Annotated in this window: 16 protein-coding genes; 13 read left to right on the top strand and 3 right to left on the bottom strand. The window is 62.7% G+C overall.

Translation table 11 applies throughout. The features are described from left to right. Positions 1-3: 3 nt before the first annotated feature. The 7 genes from HDC96_RS01200 to HDC96_RS01230 all read left to right on the top strand — a co-directional run bounded on the left by HDC96_RS01200 (position 4) and on the right by HDC96_RS01230 (position 9,929). A complete protein-coding gene (locus HDC96_RS01200) occupies positions 4-3,606 on the top strand; it encodes a hypothetical protein (RefSeq protein ID WP_179458401.1) in 3,603 nt (1,200 codons plus the stop codon). After that, positions 3,603-4,574, top strand: a complete 972-nt coding sequence (locus HDC96_RS01205; RefSeq protein ID WP_179458402.1) for a hypothetical protein — start codon at positions 3,603-3,605, stop codon at positions 4,572-4,574. The genes HDC96_RS01200 and HDC96_RS01205 overlap by 4 nt, the downstream gene beginning before the upstream one ends. A 1,117-nt stretch (positions 4,575-5,691) precedes the next feature. After that, complete coding sequence (locus HDC96_RS18290) at positions 5,692-6,717, top strand: hypothetical protein (protein WP_179458403.1); 1,026 nt, start codon at positions 5,692-5,694, stop codon at positions 6,715-6,717. Then, positions 6,707-6,940: a hypothetical protein gene (locus tag HDC96_RS01215; RefSeq protein WP_179458404.1), complete on the top strand. Its 234-nt coding sequence runs from the start codon at positions 6,707-6,709 to the stop codon at positions 6,938-6,940. Before HDC96_RS18290 ends, HDC96_RS01215 begins: the two co-directional genes overlap by 11 nt. 78 nt (positions 6,941-7,018) lie before the next feature. After that, positions 7,019-7,984 (top strand): DUF2971 domain-containing protein, encoded by a 966-nt coding sequence (locus tag HDC96_RS18470; protein WP_179458405.1) that lies wholly within the window; start codon positions 7,019-7,021, stop codon positions 7,982-7,984. 512 nt (positions 7,985-8,496) lie between these two features. Beyond that, complete coding sequence (locus tag HDC96_RS01225; RefSeq protein WP_179458406.1) at positions 8,497-9,429, top strand: SOS response-associated peptidase family protein; 933 nt, start codon at positions 8,497-8,499, stop codon at positions 9,427-9,429. Between the two features lie 197 nt (positions 9,430-9,626). Beyond that, a complete protein-coding gene (locus HDC96_RS01230) occupies positions 9,627-9,929 on the top strand; it encodes a hypothetical protein (RefSeq protein WP_179458407.1) in 303 nt (100 codons plus the stop codon). Positions 9,930-10,042: 113 nt separating this feature from the next. Here HDC96_RS01230 and HDC96_RS01235 read toward each other — a convergent pair whose 3' ends face one another. After that, positions 10,043-11,395 carry a HEPN domain-containing protein gene (locus tag HDC96_RS01235; protein WP_179458408.1) on the bottom strand — a complete coding sequence of 451 codons (1,353 nt, stop codon included), beginning with the start codon at positions 11,393-11,395 and terminating at the stop codon, positions 10,043-10,045. A gap of 707 nt (positions 11,396-12,102) precedes the next feature. Beyond that, a complete protein-coding gene (locus tag HDC96_RS01240; RefSeq protein ID WP_179458409.1) occupies positions 12,103-12,594 on the bottom strand; it encodes a hypothetical protein in 492 nt (163 codons plus the stop codon). A 254-nt stretch (positions 12,595-12,848) separates the two neighbouring features. Between HDC96_RS01240 and HDC96_RS01245 the strand changes: the two genes are divergently transcribed. Next, the gene (locus HDC96_RS01245; RefSeq protein ID WP_179458410.1) at positions 12,849-13,184 is read left to right on the top strand and encodes a hypothetical protein; all 336 of its coding nucleotides are present in this window, start codon (positions 12,849-12,851) and stop codon (positions 13,182-13,184) included. A gap of 88 nt (positions 13,185-13,272) precedes the next feature. Then, positions 13,273-13,707, top strand: a complete 435-nt coding sequence (locus HDC96_RS01250; protein ID WP_218842003.1) for a GNAT family N-acetyltransferase — start codon at positions 13,273-13,275, stop codon at positions 13,705-13,707. A 136-nt stretch (positions 13,708-13,843) separates the two neighbouring features. Here the strand turns inward: HDC96_RS01250 and HDC96_RS01255 are convergent, their stop codons facing one another. Further along, positions 13,844-14,305 carry an Lrp/AsnC family transcriptional regulator gene (locus HDC96_RS01255; RefSeq protein WP_179458411.1) on the bottom strand — a complete coding sequence of 154 codons (462 nt, stop codon included), beginning with the start codon at positions 14,303-14,305 and terminating at the stop codon, positions 13,844-13,846. 120 nt (positions 14,306-14,425) lie between these two features. On the opposite strand from HDC96_RS01255, the gene HDC96_RS01260 reads away from it, so the two are divergent. From HDC96_RS01260 to HDC96_RS01275, 4 genes are all read left to right on the top strand, one after another. After that, complete coding sequence (locus HDC96_RS01260) at positions 14,426-15,043, top strand: LysE family translocator (RefSeq protein ID WP_179458412.1); 618 nt, start codon at positions 14,426-14,428, stop codon at positions 15,041-15,043. A gap of 31 nt (positions 15,044-15,074) precedes the next feature. Next, positions 15,075-15,920, top strand: a complete 846-nt coding sequence (gene panB, locus HDC96_RS01265; protein ID WP_179458413.1) for a 3-methyl-2-oxobutanoate hydroxymethyltransferase — start codon at positions 15,075-15,077, stop codon at positions 15,918-15,920. Positions 15,921-16,045: 125 nt separating this feature from the next. After that, positions 16,046-16,570 carry a sigma-70 family RNA polymerase sigma factor gene (locus HDC96_RS01270; protein WP_179458414.1) on the top strand — a complete coding sequence of 175 codons (525 nt, stop codon included), beginning with the start codon at positions 16,046-16,048 and terminating at the stop codon, positions 16,568-16,570. Beyond that, a complete protein-coding gene (locus tag HDC96_RS01275; protein WP_343202988.1) occupies positions 16,567-17,622 on the top strand; it encodes a FecR domain-containing protein in 1,056 nt (351 codons plus the stop codon). The genes HDC96_RS01270 and HDC96_RS01275 overlap by 4 nt, the downstream gene beginning before the upstream one ends. Positions 17,623-17,676 lie beyond the last annotated feature (54 nt).

The following is a 17,676-nucleotide window of genomic DNA, read 5'->3' on the forward strand; positions in this document are numbered from 1 at the left end:
CCGATGACGATCTCCGCAACAGACATCAAGATGCGCCAGTCCCAGCGCCTGACCGACAACCCGGATGGCGGCGGGCGGATGGTGCAGACCGAGATCGTGGACGGGCAGATGAACAACCTGTTCCCCGATATCGGCGATGAAGAGCGCACCACGGGCCGCGCCACCCTGCGCAAGCTGTTCGTGCACGTGGACACCCCGACCACCGACGTCCTCAAGGATGCGATCGGTGTGCTGGTGGACCCGCCGGCTGATCCGCGTGTCCAGGTCAGCATGTTCGCCACCGGCAGCTACAGCGACGTGCGGGCGGACGCTCGCAACCGCGTCGAGAGCTACATCACCCGTGGCGTCGAGTCCCGCTACATCCTGCTGAGCAACCATTTCATCGGGCAGATGACCGTGCAGTTCTACTGCATGAAGGACGCGCCCAGCCCGGATATCAACGACAACCTGTGCCTCACCACCAATGGCTCTGGGTACACCCCGAACGAGCAGTACATCCGGGTGAAGGGCATTCTGTCGCGGACCACACGGACCTTCTATGACGACAGCGGCGCATTCGAGCGGGACGTGATCGTCATCGAGACGGTCAATGCACTTACCTTCGACTTCTTTGGTCAGGAAGTCTCGCGCTATACGAGCGCCAAGCCGCCGACTCGCATCTATGACACCAACGTTGTTGAAGCAACCAGCTATCACAGCGTGAAGCGACTTACGGCGGCGGCGAAGCCTGGTGACCTGTCTGTGCAGGTGGATACCCCGTACGTGACGATCGTGCCGACCTCCACGGCAGAGACCGCCGTCAGCGACGTGCTGGCTGGTCTGGGCACCATCAGCTACGTTGCTGCCGGACCGGCTGGAACGCTGGGATTGAACTACTCAAGTTCGTTCGCTGCGGGCGCACCGGTCATCCGCTTCCTGGGTAACCCTATGGCGGTTGGATCGGTCAAGGTCCTGGCTGGAAGTGTAGAGCTGACCGACGATGGTGCTGGCGGGTTGGCTTCGGCGACCAGTTCGCCGTGGTCCGGAAGCGTGGACTACCTCGCTGGCGCCGTGACGATCGCCCACGCCAACGGGATTGGGTCGACGGCAATCAGCATCACAGCGACGCCGGCAGGTGCCGTTGTGGAGCAGGGGTTCACAGACGAGATTGCCGTAACCCAGAACAACCAAGGCTACAACTGGTTGTTCCAGATCGCGCCCCTCCCAGCGCCGGGGACGGTTGTGGTGGACTACCGTGCTCTGGGCAAGTGGATCCGATTGAAGGACAACGGTCGCGGCCAGCTGATCGGCAAGCCCGGGCAGGGCAGCGGTACCGTGAATTACGCAACCGGCGCTGTGGTGATGACCGCCGGCGCGTTGCCGGATCTGACCAGCAGCGTCATGGTCAGCTGGGGCACGGGTGTGCTGGCGGAGGCGCGAACCGGGGATGTCGCCATTGCACCTCCCGCGCTGCATTTCATGCTCGGACAGGTCGGCATCGTACCTGGTACTGCTTCCTTCACGCTGCGGGTTGCCGGGGCGGACGTGCCGGTGACAGACAACGGCACCGGTGGGCTCTTGATCGCCTCTGTCCTGCGCGGTTCGATCGCCTACACGACCGGGGAGGTGATGATTCGTCCGATCACCCTGCCGGACGCCGATAGCCGGTTGGCATGCTCGTATGAGTATGGCGAAGCACTGAGTGCGGCGCTGCAGCCAGTGCCCGATGGCTCGGGCGTGGTGGCCTTCCTGGTGCCCAATGGACCGGTGCGCGCTAACTCTCTGGCGCTCGACTGGACGATCTCGGTGGCAACCGGTCCGGACGGCATGCCGAGTACCCCGCACACCATGCGCGTGCTTGCCAAGGACGACGGCGCCGGCAACATCGTCGCGCAATCCGTGGGCGGCCAGGGCGCCTCCAATGTGCTGGGCTCGGTCAACTACACGACAGGTGCTGTGAACCTGCAGGCGGGGCGTTTCACCGTGCGACAGGTGTCGATTCCAACCTATGGTCGTGTGGACGGCCGGTGGAAGGTTACTGGATACGAGCGCAAGGACGTGGAGGCGCAGTTCTCCGCGGGGACGCTGGTGTCGGTGCTTTGGATGGTCGCTGGTGCTGCGCAGGCCTCGGCGACTGAGTCGCTGGCACTTCCGCCTGTTCAGCTCTTGCTGACGCCAACGATCAGCGACAGCATTGTGCCGGGGAGCGTGCGGTTTACCTTCCGTGGCCGTACCTATGTGGACCGTAGCGGTGGCCTATACCACTCTATCGATCCGGTGACCGGCGCCGGCACCTATGCTGGAGCGATCGACTACTCGGCCGGTGCCGCCAACCTCACGCAGTGGTTGGCTGGCGGAAGCAACACGGTGCAGGTCCAGTCTCTGCTCACTCGGATCGCAGATCCGGGCACTGCGGCCGTCTTCTTCCGCACGCCTGGCTCTCCGCTACGTCCTGGCAACTTCACCCTGCGCGCACTGACCTTGGACGGCGTCCAGTTGACCGCCTCGGCTGACATCAACGGCGTGCTCTCAGGCGCATCCGTGCGAGGCGCGGTGGACTGGGAAACCGGAGTGGTCAAGGTGCAGTTCGGTCTGATGGTGTTGGCTGCGGGGAACGAAGGCCAGTCCTGGTACGACCCCGCCGAGGTGGTGGGCGACCAAGTGTGGAAGCCCACGCTGGTAATGGCCGGCTCCATCTACATCGGCGCGGTCGTGTTCCGGTCCATCCCGCTATCGGCGGTGGTCATCGGCCTGGAATCCGTTCGCCTGCCCAGCGATGGCCGCGTTCCGGCGTTCAAGCCTGGGCAGACGGTATTGATCCACCACACCGTCAGCCACATCATCGCCACTCCGTCGGCGGGGCAGAACGTCAGCTTTGGGCGGGGGCGACAGGCCGCTGTGGAAGTCCGGGATGCGGCGGGGAAGCCCGTTGAGTCAGCCTGGTACACCACAGACTTGGACGGGGGCTCGCTCCGGTTCAGTGATCCGCTCAACTTGTCCGCCTATACGCTGCCGCTCGTCATCCAAGAGCGCGTGGAAGATCGAAGGCTTGTGGTTCAGCCGCAGATCACCGGTGAGATCGAGCTCAACACCAGCCTGACCCACGACTTCCCGGTAGGCGAGGCGCTGATCAGCACTGCGCTGCGCCTAGGCGAGGCCAACGGCTCGCTGGATCTACAGGCCCGCGTTGTGAACCTGTTCGACCAGGCGACGTGGGGCAATGTGTGGAGCAATGAATTGATCGGGAGCGCGGCTCCCGCGACTTACAACGACACTGACTATCCTCTGCTGGTCTCGAATGCGGATGCCATCACGGAACGGTGGGCCATTCGCTTCACCAACAGCACCACGTTCGAGGTCATCGGAGAGACGGTAGGCACCATTACGACTGGCGTGACCTCGGCTGATTGCTCGCCGGTCAATCCTCGTACGGCGCGACCGTATTTCACGCTGAAGCGCGAAGGATGGGGTAGCGGGTGGGCGACGAATAATGCACTCCGCTTCAACACGGTGGGTGGCCTGGCCCCGATCTGGATGGTGCGCACCACGCTGCCGGGCACGCCTGAGGGCGCTACCGATTCAACCCGATTCCGTGTCATTGGAAACATCGCAGGAGAGATGCAATGAGCTTGATGCCGACCATCTATCGGAGCACCGATGCCGGTGCGCCGTCGCTTAGCGGTCAGCCAGGCGCTCTCGCCGCGTTGCTAGACGCTGTTCTTGTAGATGGCTACGGGACAGGCGCTGGTGCGAAAACTGGCCTTGGGTGGGCGCGAGAGTTTTTGAGCCCAAACAAGCGCGTGTATCGCAATAACGTAGTTACCGGCTCCGGCTATTACCTCAGGCTGGACGACGCAAACGCCCAGTATGGATTGCTGCGCGGATTCGAATCGATGTCAGATGTGGATAATGGCGGCAACGCTGTTCCCACAGTCGCGCAGATGACCAATGGGTGCCTATGGCCGAAGTCGTCAACTGCATCCGCGACTGAACGGCCCTGGTTCGCTATTGGCACCGAGCGATGCTTTTACCTCTTCATACGACACACAGGTATTTCCGGCCAAGATGCACCGCACTTCGCTGGCGACCTCGCCAGCTACGTAGCTGATGATCAGCACAGTTTCTGTGTGTCCAACACCAAGCTGACGTCGTATTCGAGCGGGTTTGGAATGAACGTCCTGTTCATGATGTTCGCCCCTGATTTGAACGCGTACCCCATCAATTCCAACACCGGCGGCCTCTACATCGCGAGGAGTAGTGCCGGCGCCGCGGCGCCGCAACGGCTGACGTCATGGTCTCCATACTACATGGGGCGGACGATGGTGCCTTATGGCGGGGTGGCGGGCACGATCCAAGTTCCAGAGCAGGTGAACAAGGGGGTCTTCGCGGTACCCGGGCAGCTTTTGGAGCGCCTTATGGTGTTCCGAGGAGAGTACCCCGGTCTGCTACTGCCATTTTCGAGCCTGTCTTACAGCGACGGGACCTATCTTGAAGGGCAGACCACAATCAGCAAGCGCTTTAGCTGCACTTCTGAGACAGGAACGTCTCCACTTGAGGGCGAAGTGCTGTTTGATCTGGCAAGGGCGTGGCACTGACTATGCCAATGATCCGAGTGTGGCCCACCCTAAGAAACACGCCGGACCTGACGGGCTTCGGGTTTCTCGCCGGATCTGCTCCGGCTAGCAGCGACCCCGGCGCACCTGATGGTCGATTTCGGATGCTTAACGTCCCCAGAGTGGGGCGCGTAGTTGCGTTGGAGCGAAGCACCTTGCGTGTGGTTGGCTCTGCGATCAGTCGAACGGACGGAACGTGGCGCATCGAAGGTCTCCCGCTAGACGTGTTTTTTCTAGTGGTTGGCTTCGACGATCGCGGTAACTACAACGCGGCCGTGCAGGACTGGGTAAAAGCTGCGCCAATGGGGGAATGATGGCTGCGCCGGACGGGAAGTTTGTCGGGATCAATCTCGGTCCATTGGGCAGTGGTGGGGCTTTTGTATCGCTCAACCTTGGCATTCAGTGGGACGACACGCCTGTTGAGCCGGTCATCCGCGGCTTGAGCCAGTCCATCGCACTGCCTTGGGGCGCGGCGTTACCTTTGGCGCGCATTACGCGGATTGGCTGGGGCGAAGCACCGGTCGCTCGCTCCGATCGCAGCATGTCTTGGTCGCCGTCCGCTTCGACCAGCGCAGCGGTCCGAGTCCCTTGGGGCAGTGCGGATCGTCGCCGAGCGGGAGTGGGTTTTGGCTGGCACGGATCAGCACCGAGTCTTGGTGCTGGGTACGTTCTTCCATGGTCTGCTCAGGAGCGGCAGCGCGCTTCATTGCAACTGCGGTGGCGCTCTGCCTCCCCAGTGCTGAGTCGCGCCAATGTCTTGTCCTGGAGAGCGTTAGCGCTCATCCGGCCCGATCGACGGCTGCCATGGAATGGTGAGATGCCGCAGGTTCGTCCGGAGCGAAAGCTCCCTTGGACGCACCCTGGTCTCACGTATAGAGCAGCGAAGCTGCCTTGGGGCGCTGCGAGGTCGGTGCCCTGGATCGTTCGCCCGCCTCCGCCAAAGCCTGATCCAGATCCTGATCCCGAGCCGGTCGCTCCAAGCGGCGATGCTGTCGCGCTCAATCTTGGCTGCTTGGTCGTTGGATATCCCGGCCTCGCGCCCCTAAATATTGGCGTCACCGCGTGCTACGTGGTCCGCCCGCAACGAAGGACATACGTCGTGATCAACAGCGTCTCAGTGGTCCGCTTGCCGGACCGCACCCCGATTCAAGTGGAGAGCATCTCCATCTCCTCCAGCGTCGATGCGTGGGGCAGCAGCTACGACATCGAGCTGGCCGACAGTGCGCAGCTCGCGCTGCTCAAGCCGACGGCGGCCGGGCCGCGCCTGATTGAGATCGACCTCAACGGCTACGTCTGGACGGCAGTCATGGAGAGCTACAGCGGCCGCCGGGAATGGAGCCGTACTGGCGCAACCCTGGCGGGCCGGTCGCGCACCGCGCTGCTCGCCGGGCCCTACGCGCCAAGCCGGGTGAAGGTGACCACCGAAGAGCGCAGCATGGCCCAGCTGGTCGACGAAGAGCTCGCCGACACGGGCTTTACCGCCAGCTATGACACAGTGGATTGGTTGGTGCCGCCGGGTGCCTGGTTCTACGACGCGCTGCCGGCGCTGGATGCGATCAGTCGTCTGGCCGAAGCCAGCGGCGCGGTGGTCCAGTCGGATCCGGCCGATCCCACCCTGCGGGTGCGTGCGCGGTATCCGGACAGTCCCTGGAACTGGCGCGATCGCACCCCGGCCCACGTGCTGCAGGAGGACATCATCACGAATGAAAGCCTCCAGATGCGCAGCGCGCCCCTGTACGACGCCGTCGTCGTCACCGGTGAGCTGGCGGGGAAGGGCGTCACCTGCAAGGTGCGCCGCGCGGGCGAGGCCGGCCAGCTGTTCGCCCAGCAGGTGAGCAGCCCGCTGATCAACACCGCCGCCGCCGGCGCCGAGCGGGGCCGGAACATTCTGGCCGACCGCGGCGAGCAGGCGGCCATCGATCTGGTGGTGCCCCTGTTCACCTCGCCCCTGCGCCCGGGCGAGGTGGGCCGGATCCTGCCGCTTGACCTGGTCGAGGTGGTGGCCGAGGAGGGCACGTGGCACGGCCTGTGTACGGCGGTCCGGACCGAGACGCGCATCGGCGAGAAGGCCGTCGTGGTCGAGCAGACCGTCACCCTTGAGAGGCACTACAGCGATGCGGACTGAACTGTGGGATCAATTTGACGGGCTGGTCAGCGCCAGCCCGCGACTGTTGGCGACGGTCACCGCGCACAACGCTGATGGGACCAGTAGCCTGACGACCTATGACGGGGCGCAGATGCGGGCCATCGGCATCTTGGGTGGCACCATCCCCTACAACGTGTGGGTGCGAGGCGGGCATGTGACAGAGGCGGCCCCGAACTTGCCTCTAAGTGAGATCCTGATTTGAAAAATTCGTGATTCGCCGTTGGTTGGGCGTATTGGTTGCTGGTGCTAGTATCCGAGAAAATTCAACATGGTGGCCGACGTGAACGATGCCCAGCCTAGCGCTCGAATCATGGATTTTCATGAAGATATCTGGGCCGACGAAGATGAGTCAAAGAGCTTCCCCGCAGTAAGGCCGTTGCTCGCGCACTACACTTCGCTGCAGAACCTTGAGTCCATTTCACGTGGCGCTGAGTTGTGGCTATCCCATCCCTTCATGATGAACGATCATCAGGAACTGGCATGGGCGCTGTCCGAGGGAATGCGGCTGGTTACGTCGGACCCTCGCTTTGGCGTCATCTTGCCGCCCAAGGCGTATCAAGAATTTCTAGGATTGCTAAAGGCGATAAGGGAATTCGACTCTGTCAGCGACGACCTTGATACCTACATCGCTTGTTTCAGTAGGCATGAGGCGGGGGATACGGATGGTGTGCTCTCTATGTGGAGGGCATATGGCGGGAATGGCGGCGGCGCTGCAATTGTCTTTAACACCGCTCGGATCAGCGACCAGCTGACCGCGCCGTTGATTATTGCGCCGGTCGACTATTTGACGACCAAAGTAAGGTTGCAGTGGATTGAGCAGCTGATAGATAAGATGTTTGATTCGATGAAGAGAATGCCGGTCGGCGTGGAGGATGCTGCTTCCTACGCTTGGAATTTCTACAACCGTCTGAGGATGTTCTCGCTCTTTACCAAGCACGAAGGCTTTAGAGAAGAGAACGAATGGCGTGTTGTCTACGATCCAAAGCGGAAGGAGGGGAAGGCGCTGGATCAATGTATGGGCTACGCAGTGACAGCGAAAGGAATTGAGCCAAAGTTCAAGCTGCCAATGAATGGGTCGATTGATCCCAGCATTGATCTGGATTACCTCGTCGATCAAGTTCTTCTTGGCCCCACTGCAGGCACTCAGGTTGCGATGTTCGCTGCGTCGCGGATGCTCTCGTTGCTGGGCAAGCCCCGGATGAGTCGTCTCGTCGCCGCATCCGCGACACCTTTAAAGCCCTGTTAAGTCCGGCTGCAGTCCGGGTTGTCAGCGGCCGCAGCGCCCCCCAAGTGCTCAGCCCGTCCTGTCGGGCGGAGAATTCAGCCCAACAGCTTGGCTGGGTTGATCCGGCTGGCTGAGGTGATTCGTCGGCGCCGACCCAGTGGGAGACCCGCTCCCAACGCGAGCGATGAACTCGGAGAACCTGGCGAGGCTGACGGCCTGACGATTCTCGCAGTACGGACAGGCAAGGACGGCCCCGCCTGGAATAGTGATCAGGCCCTTGCCGGGCGTGGCGATAAAGGTGCACCCGCACGGCAGGCATCGGCACTCTACGACGGTCACCTCGAGGAGCCTTTCGGACTCATCGCCTTGTCCGTCGACGCGGAGGAGATAGAACTGTCCGGTGTTAGGCATCGGCCTCTGTTGGTCACGACTGGCCAAGAGGCCTCGGACGTGAATCATATCCGTCCATTTGTTAAGGTTCGGCAGATTTCGTCGCTCACGAAGCCTTTAGCTGGCCGTGGTGTAATCGCCCCATGTGCTACTCCGCTCAGATCAAGGCCGACTACCACAAGCTCGTGCGCGAGTTCGGCGCTGTCGTGTCTATAGAGGAATTCGCGGCGCTGTACGCCCACGATCCTGGCAAGAAGCGGCCGAAGACGCCGAAGGCCATGGACGATGCGTTCGCTGCGGGCAAGACACCTGCCGAGCGTTCGATCTGGGCGGAGATCCAGGACTGGAACGCTGGCGATGCCACTTCCTTCGAGCAGGAGCTGTTCACCCAGAAGACCCGGCTGGTCAACGCCGAGCGGGCGCTGCAGACCAAGGTCACGAAGAAGGCCGAGAACGATGTGCGGGTGGCCACCAATAAGATCGCCCGGGCCCAGGGAAAGCTCGCCGACCTCCGGCGCACTGACCACCTTGCGAGAGACTCGCGGATTTTCCCCGGCGTGTACGGCACGGTCATCGTGTCCGAGGGTGGCAAGCGAGTCATCACTCCAATGCGCTACCAGTGTCGGCTGGCCGGGAAGCCGGCCAGTTATGATCAGCGCTACCCCGGCACTTACAACGCCCGGCGCGACAGTCTGGAGGGATTCTGGCGACAGGCCTTCGGGTGCACGCATGCGCTGATGGTGGTGGACACCTTCTACGAGAACGTAGAGGGGCCGGACGGCGGCAACCAGGTGGTGCAGTTCACGCCCCGCACGGGTGATCCGATGCTGGTGGCTTGCCTGTGGTCGCACTGGGTGGACCCAGCCGGCAAGGAACCCGATCTGCTGTCCTTCGCTGCCATCACCGATGACCCCGAACCCGAGGTCGCCGCGGCCGGCCACGACCGGACGATCATCAATATCAAGCCCGAGCACGTGGATGCCTGGCTCAACCCCAACCCGGCCGACCTCGGCGCGCTCTACGCAATCTTCGACGACAAGCGGCATCCGTTCTACGAGCATCGGCTGGCGGCGTAGGGCAGCGCCCACGCTGCAGTGCGCGTTTGGCCTATGGTCCCCGGGTGTGCCGGGACGCATGATCGGCATGCCGGATCCGGGAGCCGCAGGCAGCTCAACCTGGGTGATGGGGTGCCTGAGCAGCGGCCCGCCGGCACCTTTGCATCACCCTGACGCGCTGTCGCGGAATCTGAGACCCCGGCCCGTATGCTGCGCCCATGCCGTTGCCTCCCGACTTCCGCTGGCAGAGAGCCGCCGCCACGGCCCACGAAAAGGACGTGATCGCGTTCGAGGGCGTGTGGGTGGTCCGGCTATACCAGGAGCACTGGGGAGGGCCGTACTTCGCCGCGCTGGATCAGCACCTACCGCAGGAGCAGCAGACCCGCCGGCCATGCAGCACCCACCGGCAGGGCCGGGCCGGGGCTGAGCTATGGATCGAGCGCCATCAAGCCCGGCTGCGCCTCGAAATCCAGCAGCAGCGGCGCCTGATCGCTGCGACGCCGGCTCCAAGGGTGCCGTGAGGCCTCCTGAAAACCTACACGAGTGGCCTGCGGGGACAACGGTTCCACGGGGCTGCATCCTGAAAACGTTGAGGGCCGCAGCCCTTGCGGCGCAAGCTCATGGAGGCGAACTTTTAATCTTTTCGTTGGATCATCGAAATCAACGTTTTCTGATACTTCTCTACCGAGGTCTTGCTTGCGCCTAGCTGGTCGAGGACGTATCCAATGATCACTGCCTCCAGTGCCAAGCATGCGGCGTATTTGTCCCTGAACGACATCTTGTCCAGATAGGTGCGCGGGCGTCCCATGTGGGCTATGTCATTTCGAAGATCGGAGATTGCTTTTCCAAGATCGGATGCTTCCCGTCGGAGAAGGCTCTTCAGGAAGTTCGATAGGAATGGGCTTGAGTAAGTATCGATTCCGTACTGGTATTTCTTTTGATTCTCGTGCTTGCCAGCCTCGTGGGCCATTCCTTCGAGTTGGGCAACGTTTAAAACGATGCGGGATAGCACCTCGCTTTCGGATATCAGGGTGGTTGAGCTCTGGACGATCGACAATGTTGTGGAGAATTTGTCGGATATCTGCATCCACTTTGACAGCAACTCACCGAAGTTCACGTCCAGGTTGTTGAGTGGCAGATGGAGATAGCTCTTATCGTCTGCGGCCCTCTGTAATGACCCCGCCTCGCTCAATCTCCATGGAAATACATCAAACTCGTGAGGAAATCCTTTCTCGTCTTTAACGGTGGCGGTTAGGCGGGACAACTTGGCCGGGCCGAAAAATAGGATGGCGAATAGGTCGGCGACTGCCTGGCAGTTCCTCTGTGCACTCATGACATCGGCCCCGTCCGGAATCGACAGTTTAAAGGCGAATTTGGCGCTCTTCTTGATCAGAGGACGAAAATCTTGGTGCTTCTCTCTTATGGTCGTGTAGGCCGCCTGCAGCTCAGCCATCGCATCGTCGTCGTTGCCAAGAATGTAGTCGGATAGGCGGGGTGGTAGTGAGTTGAACGTTCCTGTAAATCGTCCACTAAACTCGCATGAGCCTGAAAGGGCACGAAACAACGGCTCACTTCCAAATGGGATGAGGGCAATACTCCCGCTTCGGGCAAAGAATGCATCAGCCCCTGCGATGTCGAAAGTATATTCAATGAACGCCGAGTCGGCTGCAAAGTGATGGCCGAAGATGGCGAACTGAAAGGGGTGGCCCTTCGAAGTATGATATGCCATGCCTGACCGGAGGTTGAGACCAGCGGTTTTAGTGCTGAAGTTTCCGACCAATGTTATGGCTACACCGGCAGACGTGTACCCGTGCAGGTGATGGTAGTCCTCATCGTAACGAGCATCGATTGGGGTCGCGAACTGAAGCGTCAGGCCTGACGTGGGAGAGTGCTTCAGCACGCCCGGAAACGCCAGCTCCGGGTGGTCGGCAGGGAAGAGGGTACAAGCCCACTCCTGTTCTATAAGCAGGTCAGGGTTGATCTTCATGATTTTGAAATGCTGTGCTGAGTTAGTTGGGAAGGCGCGCAGAGGCGAACAGGGTCCAAGCGAAACCTCGTCAGGAGAGCGGGAAACTCGCAGTCGCGAAGTCTAGCCGGTTTTGGTTGGTCGACGTGCTGCCTAACTTGCACGGGCGAGAAGGTAATCTGCACAAGCGGTTGCCAGTAAAGCGCGCTTCTCTATGTGCTGAAGACGCCGATACGCCGTTACGCTGGTTCGGCTTTGTTGCATATTGCGTCGGCCTGATCCAGAGCGCTCAGCTGATAAACGCTGAACGGCGGAGGGCCTCGCCCTTGGCTGGCGTCTTCTGCATCAGGAGGTCCGTCGAGCCTGTTGAGGCATCACCCTATCGCCCCCTAACGCATTGATCTATATATGCATTGATTGCTAGTTCTTGCACGCTGCTGCGCAGGTCAGATCCCTTTCCGTTCAGTGACATAGCCCGGTGTTGGGCGATGCCTGGGGGGCAGAGGGTCGTCGGTTCAAATCCGGCCGTCCCGACCAATGTTGGTGATTCGAAGAAGCCTGCGCCGCAATGCGTGGGCTTTTTTGTTGCTTTTGGCAGCCATCTGGGGTGGTAGTCCATCGGAAGTCTGGGTCATCCATTCTTTCGCAGGTTATTAGTCGAGGCGGTCACCGCATCGCGCATGCGATGGCGTTCAAGCCCGAAAAGAGCGTGGTATCAATCGTGGCCCTTATTTTTCTTGCTTTAGCGGCGAGGGCGAAGGAGCGTCCTCGGGAAAATAGGCACTGATTGGACGCCCGTCGTAGCGGTACTCAATGATTGCAATTTCAAGGGCGGGGTCGATGATCTCGAGCGCCGCACTGGTCAACTGGGACAGAAGGTCCTCAAATTCTGAGCCATTGACCTTTGGCACATAGCCACGGCTCAATGAAATGGTGAGCTGCCGCTTGGCTGGATCCACCTTGGCACGGACGCTGACGAGCTTGCTCTGTCCATCGATCCGAGACTGCTTGTCCACAATTTGTTGAAGTTCAGCGGTAACAAGGGAGTCCATCTCCGCCCATTTCACCTTCGACTGCATGGTGGCCAGAGTGGCCGCCGATGGCGGTGCTGCTGTGGAAACCTGTGAAACTACGGCGGCGGTCAAGAGCGTTGCCGCGATGCCTTGCTTGATTCTCAAGCCACATCGGGTCGTTAGCCCGATTGCATGCACATGCTTCATCTGCACATCCTCGTGATTGTGAAATAGTCCATTTGAAAGCGACAGATAGTCCTATCCATTCCGTCACTTGGCGAAGCTGGTGCGCGTGCCGTTTGTCCGAGTCCATCCTGCGGGCAACACCGATGGTGTGGTTGGCCGTCCCCCGTCACTGTGAATGCTCTTCTCTGCCAACCCATGTCTGCCGCAATGTGCGGCAACAGCAGTGAAGCACCTTCATATGACCTTAGGGGAGATGTTTATGGTGGTACGCCTGCGTGTTTTTGCTTTTTTCCGTGGCGCTGATCTGCGCCCCGCCCGTTGTTTCCAATGACGCTGCTGCTGCCGATCCGGACAGGATGACCGTGGAGACCCAGGCACCGGTAGAGCCGCTCGCCATACGGACGGCGAACGCTCCTCCCGTCCCGCTCCCCACATGGGGCACGCCGGGAGAGCAGCTGACCATCATCAACGAGCTGCCTGGCGGCTTTAGGGAGCGCTGGACGTTTCAATGGGTGCCTGCCCGAGGGGGCGACGGTGGTGGAGAATGGAAACAGACGCACTATGAGTCGTTTGCAACTGTCAGTGGCCTGTATCAACTCGATGAGTTGTGATGCGGGCAGAATGATGCCGGGCGAGTCGTCGCAACGGGTGACAATGCGGGCCAAGCCGCCCTGCGGCCCAGCGAGGAGGGGTAGACGCGTGATCGAAATTCGCCAGGCGACGATGCAGGACCTGCCAGCGCTGGAGGCCATCGACAGCGTCGCCGCACAGGCACCGGAACGCGCTGAGCTGATCCGCGCCTGGATCGCGGCGGATGCGTGTTACGTGCTCACCGTCGACGCATGCGCCGCCGCGTACGGCGTACTCGACTATCACTTCTTCGGCTGCGGCTTCATCGAGATGGTGATGGTCGATCCAGCGCGCCGTCGCCAAGGGCTGGCCCGGATCCTGATCGAGCACCTGAAATCCGTCTGCGTACACCCCAAGCTGTTTGCATCGACCAATCGTTCCAACACCCGGATGCAGGCAGTGCTTCTGCAGACCGGCTTCGAATCCAGCGGATACATCGATAACCTCGACCCCGATGATCCGGAGCTGGTGTTTTACTGCAGGGTCACCCCGGGCGAGGATTGAGCCTTCGAGGCCGGGCGTGCCCTTGTCGATGCAGGGCGACTGGATGAGCTGCCGTTTACGCGCGGCGTCGGCTTCGCTGCGGGTCGCGTCGTGGGCAAGCCAGAGGTTCGCGGTCAGAAGGTTTAATGCGGGTGCCTCAATGCCCGTTCAACGGCAGCGGCCGGTCGATCACCACGTCCTTCATCACCAGGGTCGAGGTCAGCCGCTGCACGCCGGGCAGGGCGGAGAGGTGTTCGTCGTACAGGTGCCGGAACGCGGCCAGGTCGCGAGTGACCACGTGCAGCAGGTAGTCCGGGTCGCCGAACAGGCGCTGTGCCTGCAGGACCTGCGGCACTTCGGCCACCGCGTGTTCGAAGGCGTCCACCGCGTGGCGGTCGCCGTCGCGCAGGGTGATGAAGACCAGCGCTGAGAACTTCAGGCCCAAGGCGGCGGGATCCAGCTCGGCGCGGTAGCCGCGGATCGCGCCGGACTGCTCCAGGGCACGCACGCGGCGGTGACAAGGCGAGACGCTCAGGCCGATGCGCTCGGCCAGCTCGGTCACGGTGAGGCGGCCGTCTTTCTGCAGCTCGGCAAGAATTCGCTGGTCGGTGGCATCCATGCGCAAGAGTTTCCTCCTGTAAGCCAGACCTGGGCAAGTATTTGGAAGCACATTCCAGAGATGCGGGAATATTCTTCTGTCTATCCCGCAGATCGCGGCAAGACCGCCCCTTGGACCCCCATGCAACCCAGCGTCATTGCCGCCTTCTGGGCGGTGTCCATCCTCTTCGTGCTCACCCCCGGTGCGGATTGGGCGCACGCGATCGCCGCCGGCCTGCGCGGGCGGGCGGTGGTGCCGGCGGTAGTCGGATTGCTGTCTGGTCATCTGCTCGCGATCGGGCTGGTCGCCGCGGGCGTCGGTGCGATGCTCGCCCGCGTGCCGCTCGCGCTGCATGTCCTGACGGTGCTGGGTGCGCTGTATCTGCTGTGGCTGGGCATCGGCCTGCTGCGCCATCCGCCGGTGGCTGCGGCGGAAGCTGCGGGGGCGGTGACGGGATGGCGCCATTGGGCGCTCAAGGGTGCCTGCGTCAGTGGGCTCAATCCCAAGGTGCTGCTGCTGTTCCTGGCCCTGCTGCCCCAGTTCATTTCCGCCAGCGCGACGTGGGCGATGCCCGTGCAGATCATCGCACTGGGCATGGTCCATCTGGTCAGCTGCGGCGCGGTCTATCTTGCCGTCGGCTATGGCGCCGGTGCCATGCTGCGCACCCGCCCGCGTGCATCACGCGCTGTCGGCCGTGTCTCTGGCGCTGCGATGATCGTGATCGCCGTGCTGTTGTTGAGCGGAACCGGCACACTCTGACCCCACCTTGTTCTCCACCAGGATGCTTCGCATGACCGAACAGCTTCATCCCTACGCGACGCCGGGCACTGCCCCGGTCCCGGCACCGCGCGTGCGCATTCCACACCTGCAGCAGATGAAGGAGCGCGGCGAGAAGTGGGCCATGCTCACCGCCTACGACATGTACACTGCGGCGATCTTCGAAGATGCCGGCATTCCGGTGCTGCTGATCGGCGATTCGGCGTCCAACAACGTGTTCGGCAACGACTCGCTGCTTCCCGTCACCGTCGACGAGCTGATGCCGCTGGTGCGCGCAGTGAGCCGCTGCACGCGGCGGCCGCTGGTGATCGCCGATCTGCCGTTCGGTTCCTACCAGGCCTCGCCGGAGCAGTGCTTCCACACGGCCGTCCGTTTCATGAAGGAGGGCGGCGCACACGCCGTCAAACTGGAAGGCGGGATCGAGATGGTGCCGCAGGTCCGCAAGCTGGTCAGCTGCGGCATCCCGGTGATGGCGCATATCGGCTTCACGCCGCAGTCGGAGCATCAGCTGGGCGGTTTCCGCGTGCAGGGCCGAGGCGAAGATGGCGCACGGCTGATCGAGGAGGCACGCGCGCTGGAGGCTGCCGGTGCTTTCGCGGTACTGATGGAAATGGTCCCCGGCACGGTGGCCGCACAGATCACCGCGGCGCTGAAGATTCCCACCGTCGGCATCGGAGCGGGCAGCGACTGCGATGCCCAGGTGCTGGTCTGGCAGGACATGGCAGGGCTGCGCACCGGCAAGCTGCCGCGCTTCGTGAAGCAGTACGCGGACATGCACGGGCTGCTGGAGAAGGCCGCGCGTGAATTCGCGGAAGAGGTGGGAGCAGGCACGTTCCCCGGCCCGGAACACACGTTCTGATCGATACGCGCGCGGCCTGAGGCGCGTTTCCACGGTACCGCCGCGCGGCGGTACCGTGCTCTCTGCGTCATCCAATCGTCATGCAGGCCACGTACCTTCGCCGCACCTGGGGGCGAGGCGCGATCGTGGCCGAACACGCAAAACGGCGTTTGGCGCGCATGTTTCTGGAGCAGGGGCCGGTGCTGAGGGGATTCTTCACCCGCCGCGGTGCGCGCCAGGACGCCGACGACATGGTGCAGGAAACCTATCTGCGCCTGCTGCGCGCGCATGAGGATCACGGCGAGGGCATCGCCAATCCGGAGGCCTATCTGTTCACGGTCGCGCAGAACCTCGCGCGCGAGCAGGCCGCGCGCCGGCGCTGGTCCATGCTCCCGATCGATGATCTGGAAAACCTCACCACGCTGCTGACCGGCGAAGAAACCGTGGAGGACGCCGCCGAGCGCGAGCAGCGCCGCACGCACCTCCAGACGCTGCTGGGCACCTTGCCCGAGCACACCCGTGCGGTGTTGGTGATGCAGTACCGCGATGGACTCAGCTACAAGGAGATCGCCGAGCGGCTGGGCGTGTCGTCCCATATGGTCAAGAAGCACGTGGTGCGTGGCCTGTCCGTTTGCCGCCGCGCGCTGGCCGGTCATGCGGAGGCGTGGTGAGCGAGATTCCCGCGCCGCGTCCTTCCCTCGCCAACGAAGCCGCGCACTGGCATGCGCTGCAGCGCCAGGGCGGGGTGACGCCTGATCAGCAACGCCAGTTCATGACCTGGCTGGTGACCTCGCCGGCCCACCTGCGCGAGTACATCACGGTCAGCCGCGTGGCCACCGAGCTCAGCGATGCGCTGCGGGGCATGGCGGTCGACCTGGATGCGCTGATTGCTGCAGGGCCGCCGCCGGCCGACGACAACGTGGTGGCGCTGCCAGTGCGGCGGCGTCCGCCGCAGCCGGTGGCGTCGCGCGCGTCACGCCGGCACCTGCCGGGTATCGCCGCGGCCGCCGCGCTGCTGCTGGGCGTGGGGGTGGTCGGCCACATGGCCTGGCCACAGACCCGCCACTACGTCGCGGCGCATGGCGCGCCGCGCAGCTTCGCGCTGCCCGATCACACCGTGGTGCATCTGAACGCGGAGAGTGAACTGTCGATCCGCTTCACCCTGCTGAGCCGCCGCGTGGAGCTGTCGCGCGGGCAGGCCAGCTTTGTGGTCGCCGAGGAACGTCGTCCCTTCGCCGTGCATGCGGCAGGGCTGGAGGTGCGCGATATCGGCACGACCTTCGACGTGTCGCTGCGGCGCGAGCAGGCGAGGATCGAGGTGGCCGAAGGCAGCGTGCAGGTACGCGGCGACTCGGGCCAGGGCCGTCTGCTCGCTGATCTTCGCGCCGGGCAGAGCGCCCATATCGACTACCGCGACCAGTCCGTCAGCATCCGCCAGCAGCATGCGGACACGATGACCGCATGGTGGCGACGCCGCGTGGTGTTCCAGGACGAGCCACTGCGCGAGGTGGCCGAGCAGTTCAACCGGCTCAACGACGTGCGCCTGCAGGTGGATGACGATGTCGCCGGCGCGCTGCGCCTGACCGGCAACCTGCGTGGCGATGATCTTGCATCGCTGCGTACCTTCCTCGACCAGCAGCCCTCGCTGCATACGCGTGTGGTCGACAGGACGATCCGTGTGGGCAGCCGCTCTGCCGCTGGGGCCGCGCAGAAACCGCAGTAATGGCACTGCGCCGCGGGACTGCGCGCGGCGCTGCCAAGGGCTGTCAAAAAAAAT

This window comes from Stenotrophomonas sp. JAI102, assembly GCF_013409105.1.
In the GTDB taxonomy this organism is placed as follows: Bacteria; Pseudomonadota; Gammaproteobacteria; order Xanthomonadales; family Xanthomonadaceae; genus Stenotrophomonas; species Stenotrophomonas maltophilia_AA.

Excerpts from the sequence above, each read along its gene's own strand:
- HDC96_RS01200 (WP_179458401.1), top strand. The coding sequence starts at position 4 with ATGACGATCTCCGCAACAGACATCAAGATGCGCCAGTCCCAGCGCCTG.
- HDC96_RS01205 (WP_179458402.1), top strand. The coding sequence starts at position 3,603 with ATGAGCTTGATGCCGACCATCTATCGGAGCACCGATGCCGGTGCGCCG.
- HDC96_RS01215 (WP_179458404.1), top strand. The coding sequence starts at position 6,707 with ATGCGGACTGAACTGTGGGATCAATTTGACGGGCTGGTCAGCGCCAGC.
- HDC96_RS01225 (WP_179458406.1), top strand. The coding sequence starts at position 8,497 with ATGTGCTACTCCGCTCAGATCAAGGCCGACTACCACAAGCTCGTGCGC.
- HDC96_RS01230 (WP_179458407.1), top strand. The coding sequence starts at position 9,627 with ATGCCGTTGCCTCCCGACTTCCGCTGGCAGAGAGCCGCCGCCACGGCC.
- HDC96_RS01235 (WP_179458408.1), bottom strand. The coding sequence starts at position 11,395 with ATGAAGATCAACCCTGACCTGCTTATAGAACAGGAGTGGGCTTGTACC.
- HDC96_RS01240 (WP_179458409.1), bottom strand. The coding sequence starts at position 12,594 with ATGAAGCATGTGCATGCAATCGGGCTAACGACCCGATGTGGCTTGAGA.
- HDC96_RS01255 (WP_179458411.1), bottom strand. The coding sequence starts at position 14,305 with ATGGATGCCACCGACCAGCGAATTCTTGCCGAGCTGCAGAAAGACGGC.
- HDC96_RS01260 (WP_179458412.1), top strand. The coding sequence starts at position 14,426 with ATGCAACCCAGCGTCATTGCCGCCTTCTGGGCGGTGTCCATCCTCTTC.
- panB (WP_179458413.1), top strand. The coding sequence starts at position 15,075 with ATGACCGAACAGCTTCATCCCTACGCGACGCCGGGCACTGCCCCGGTC.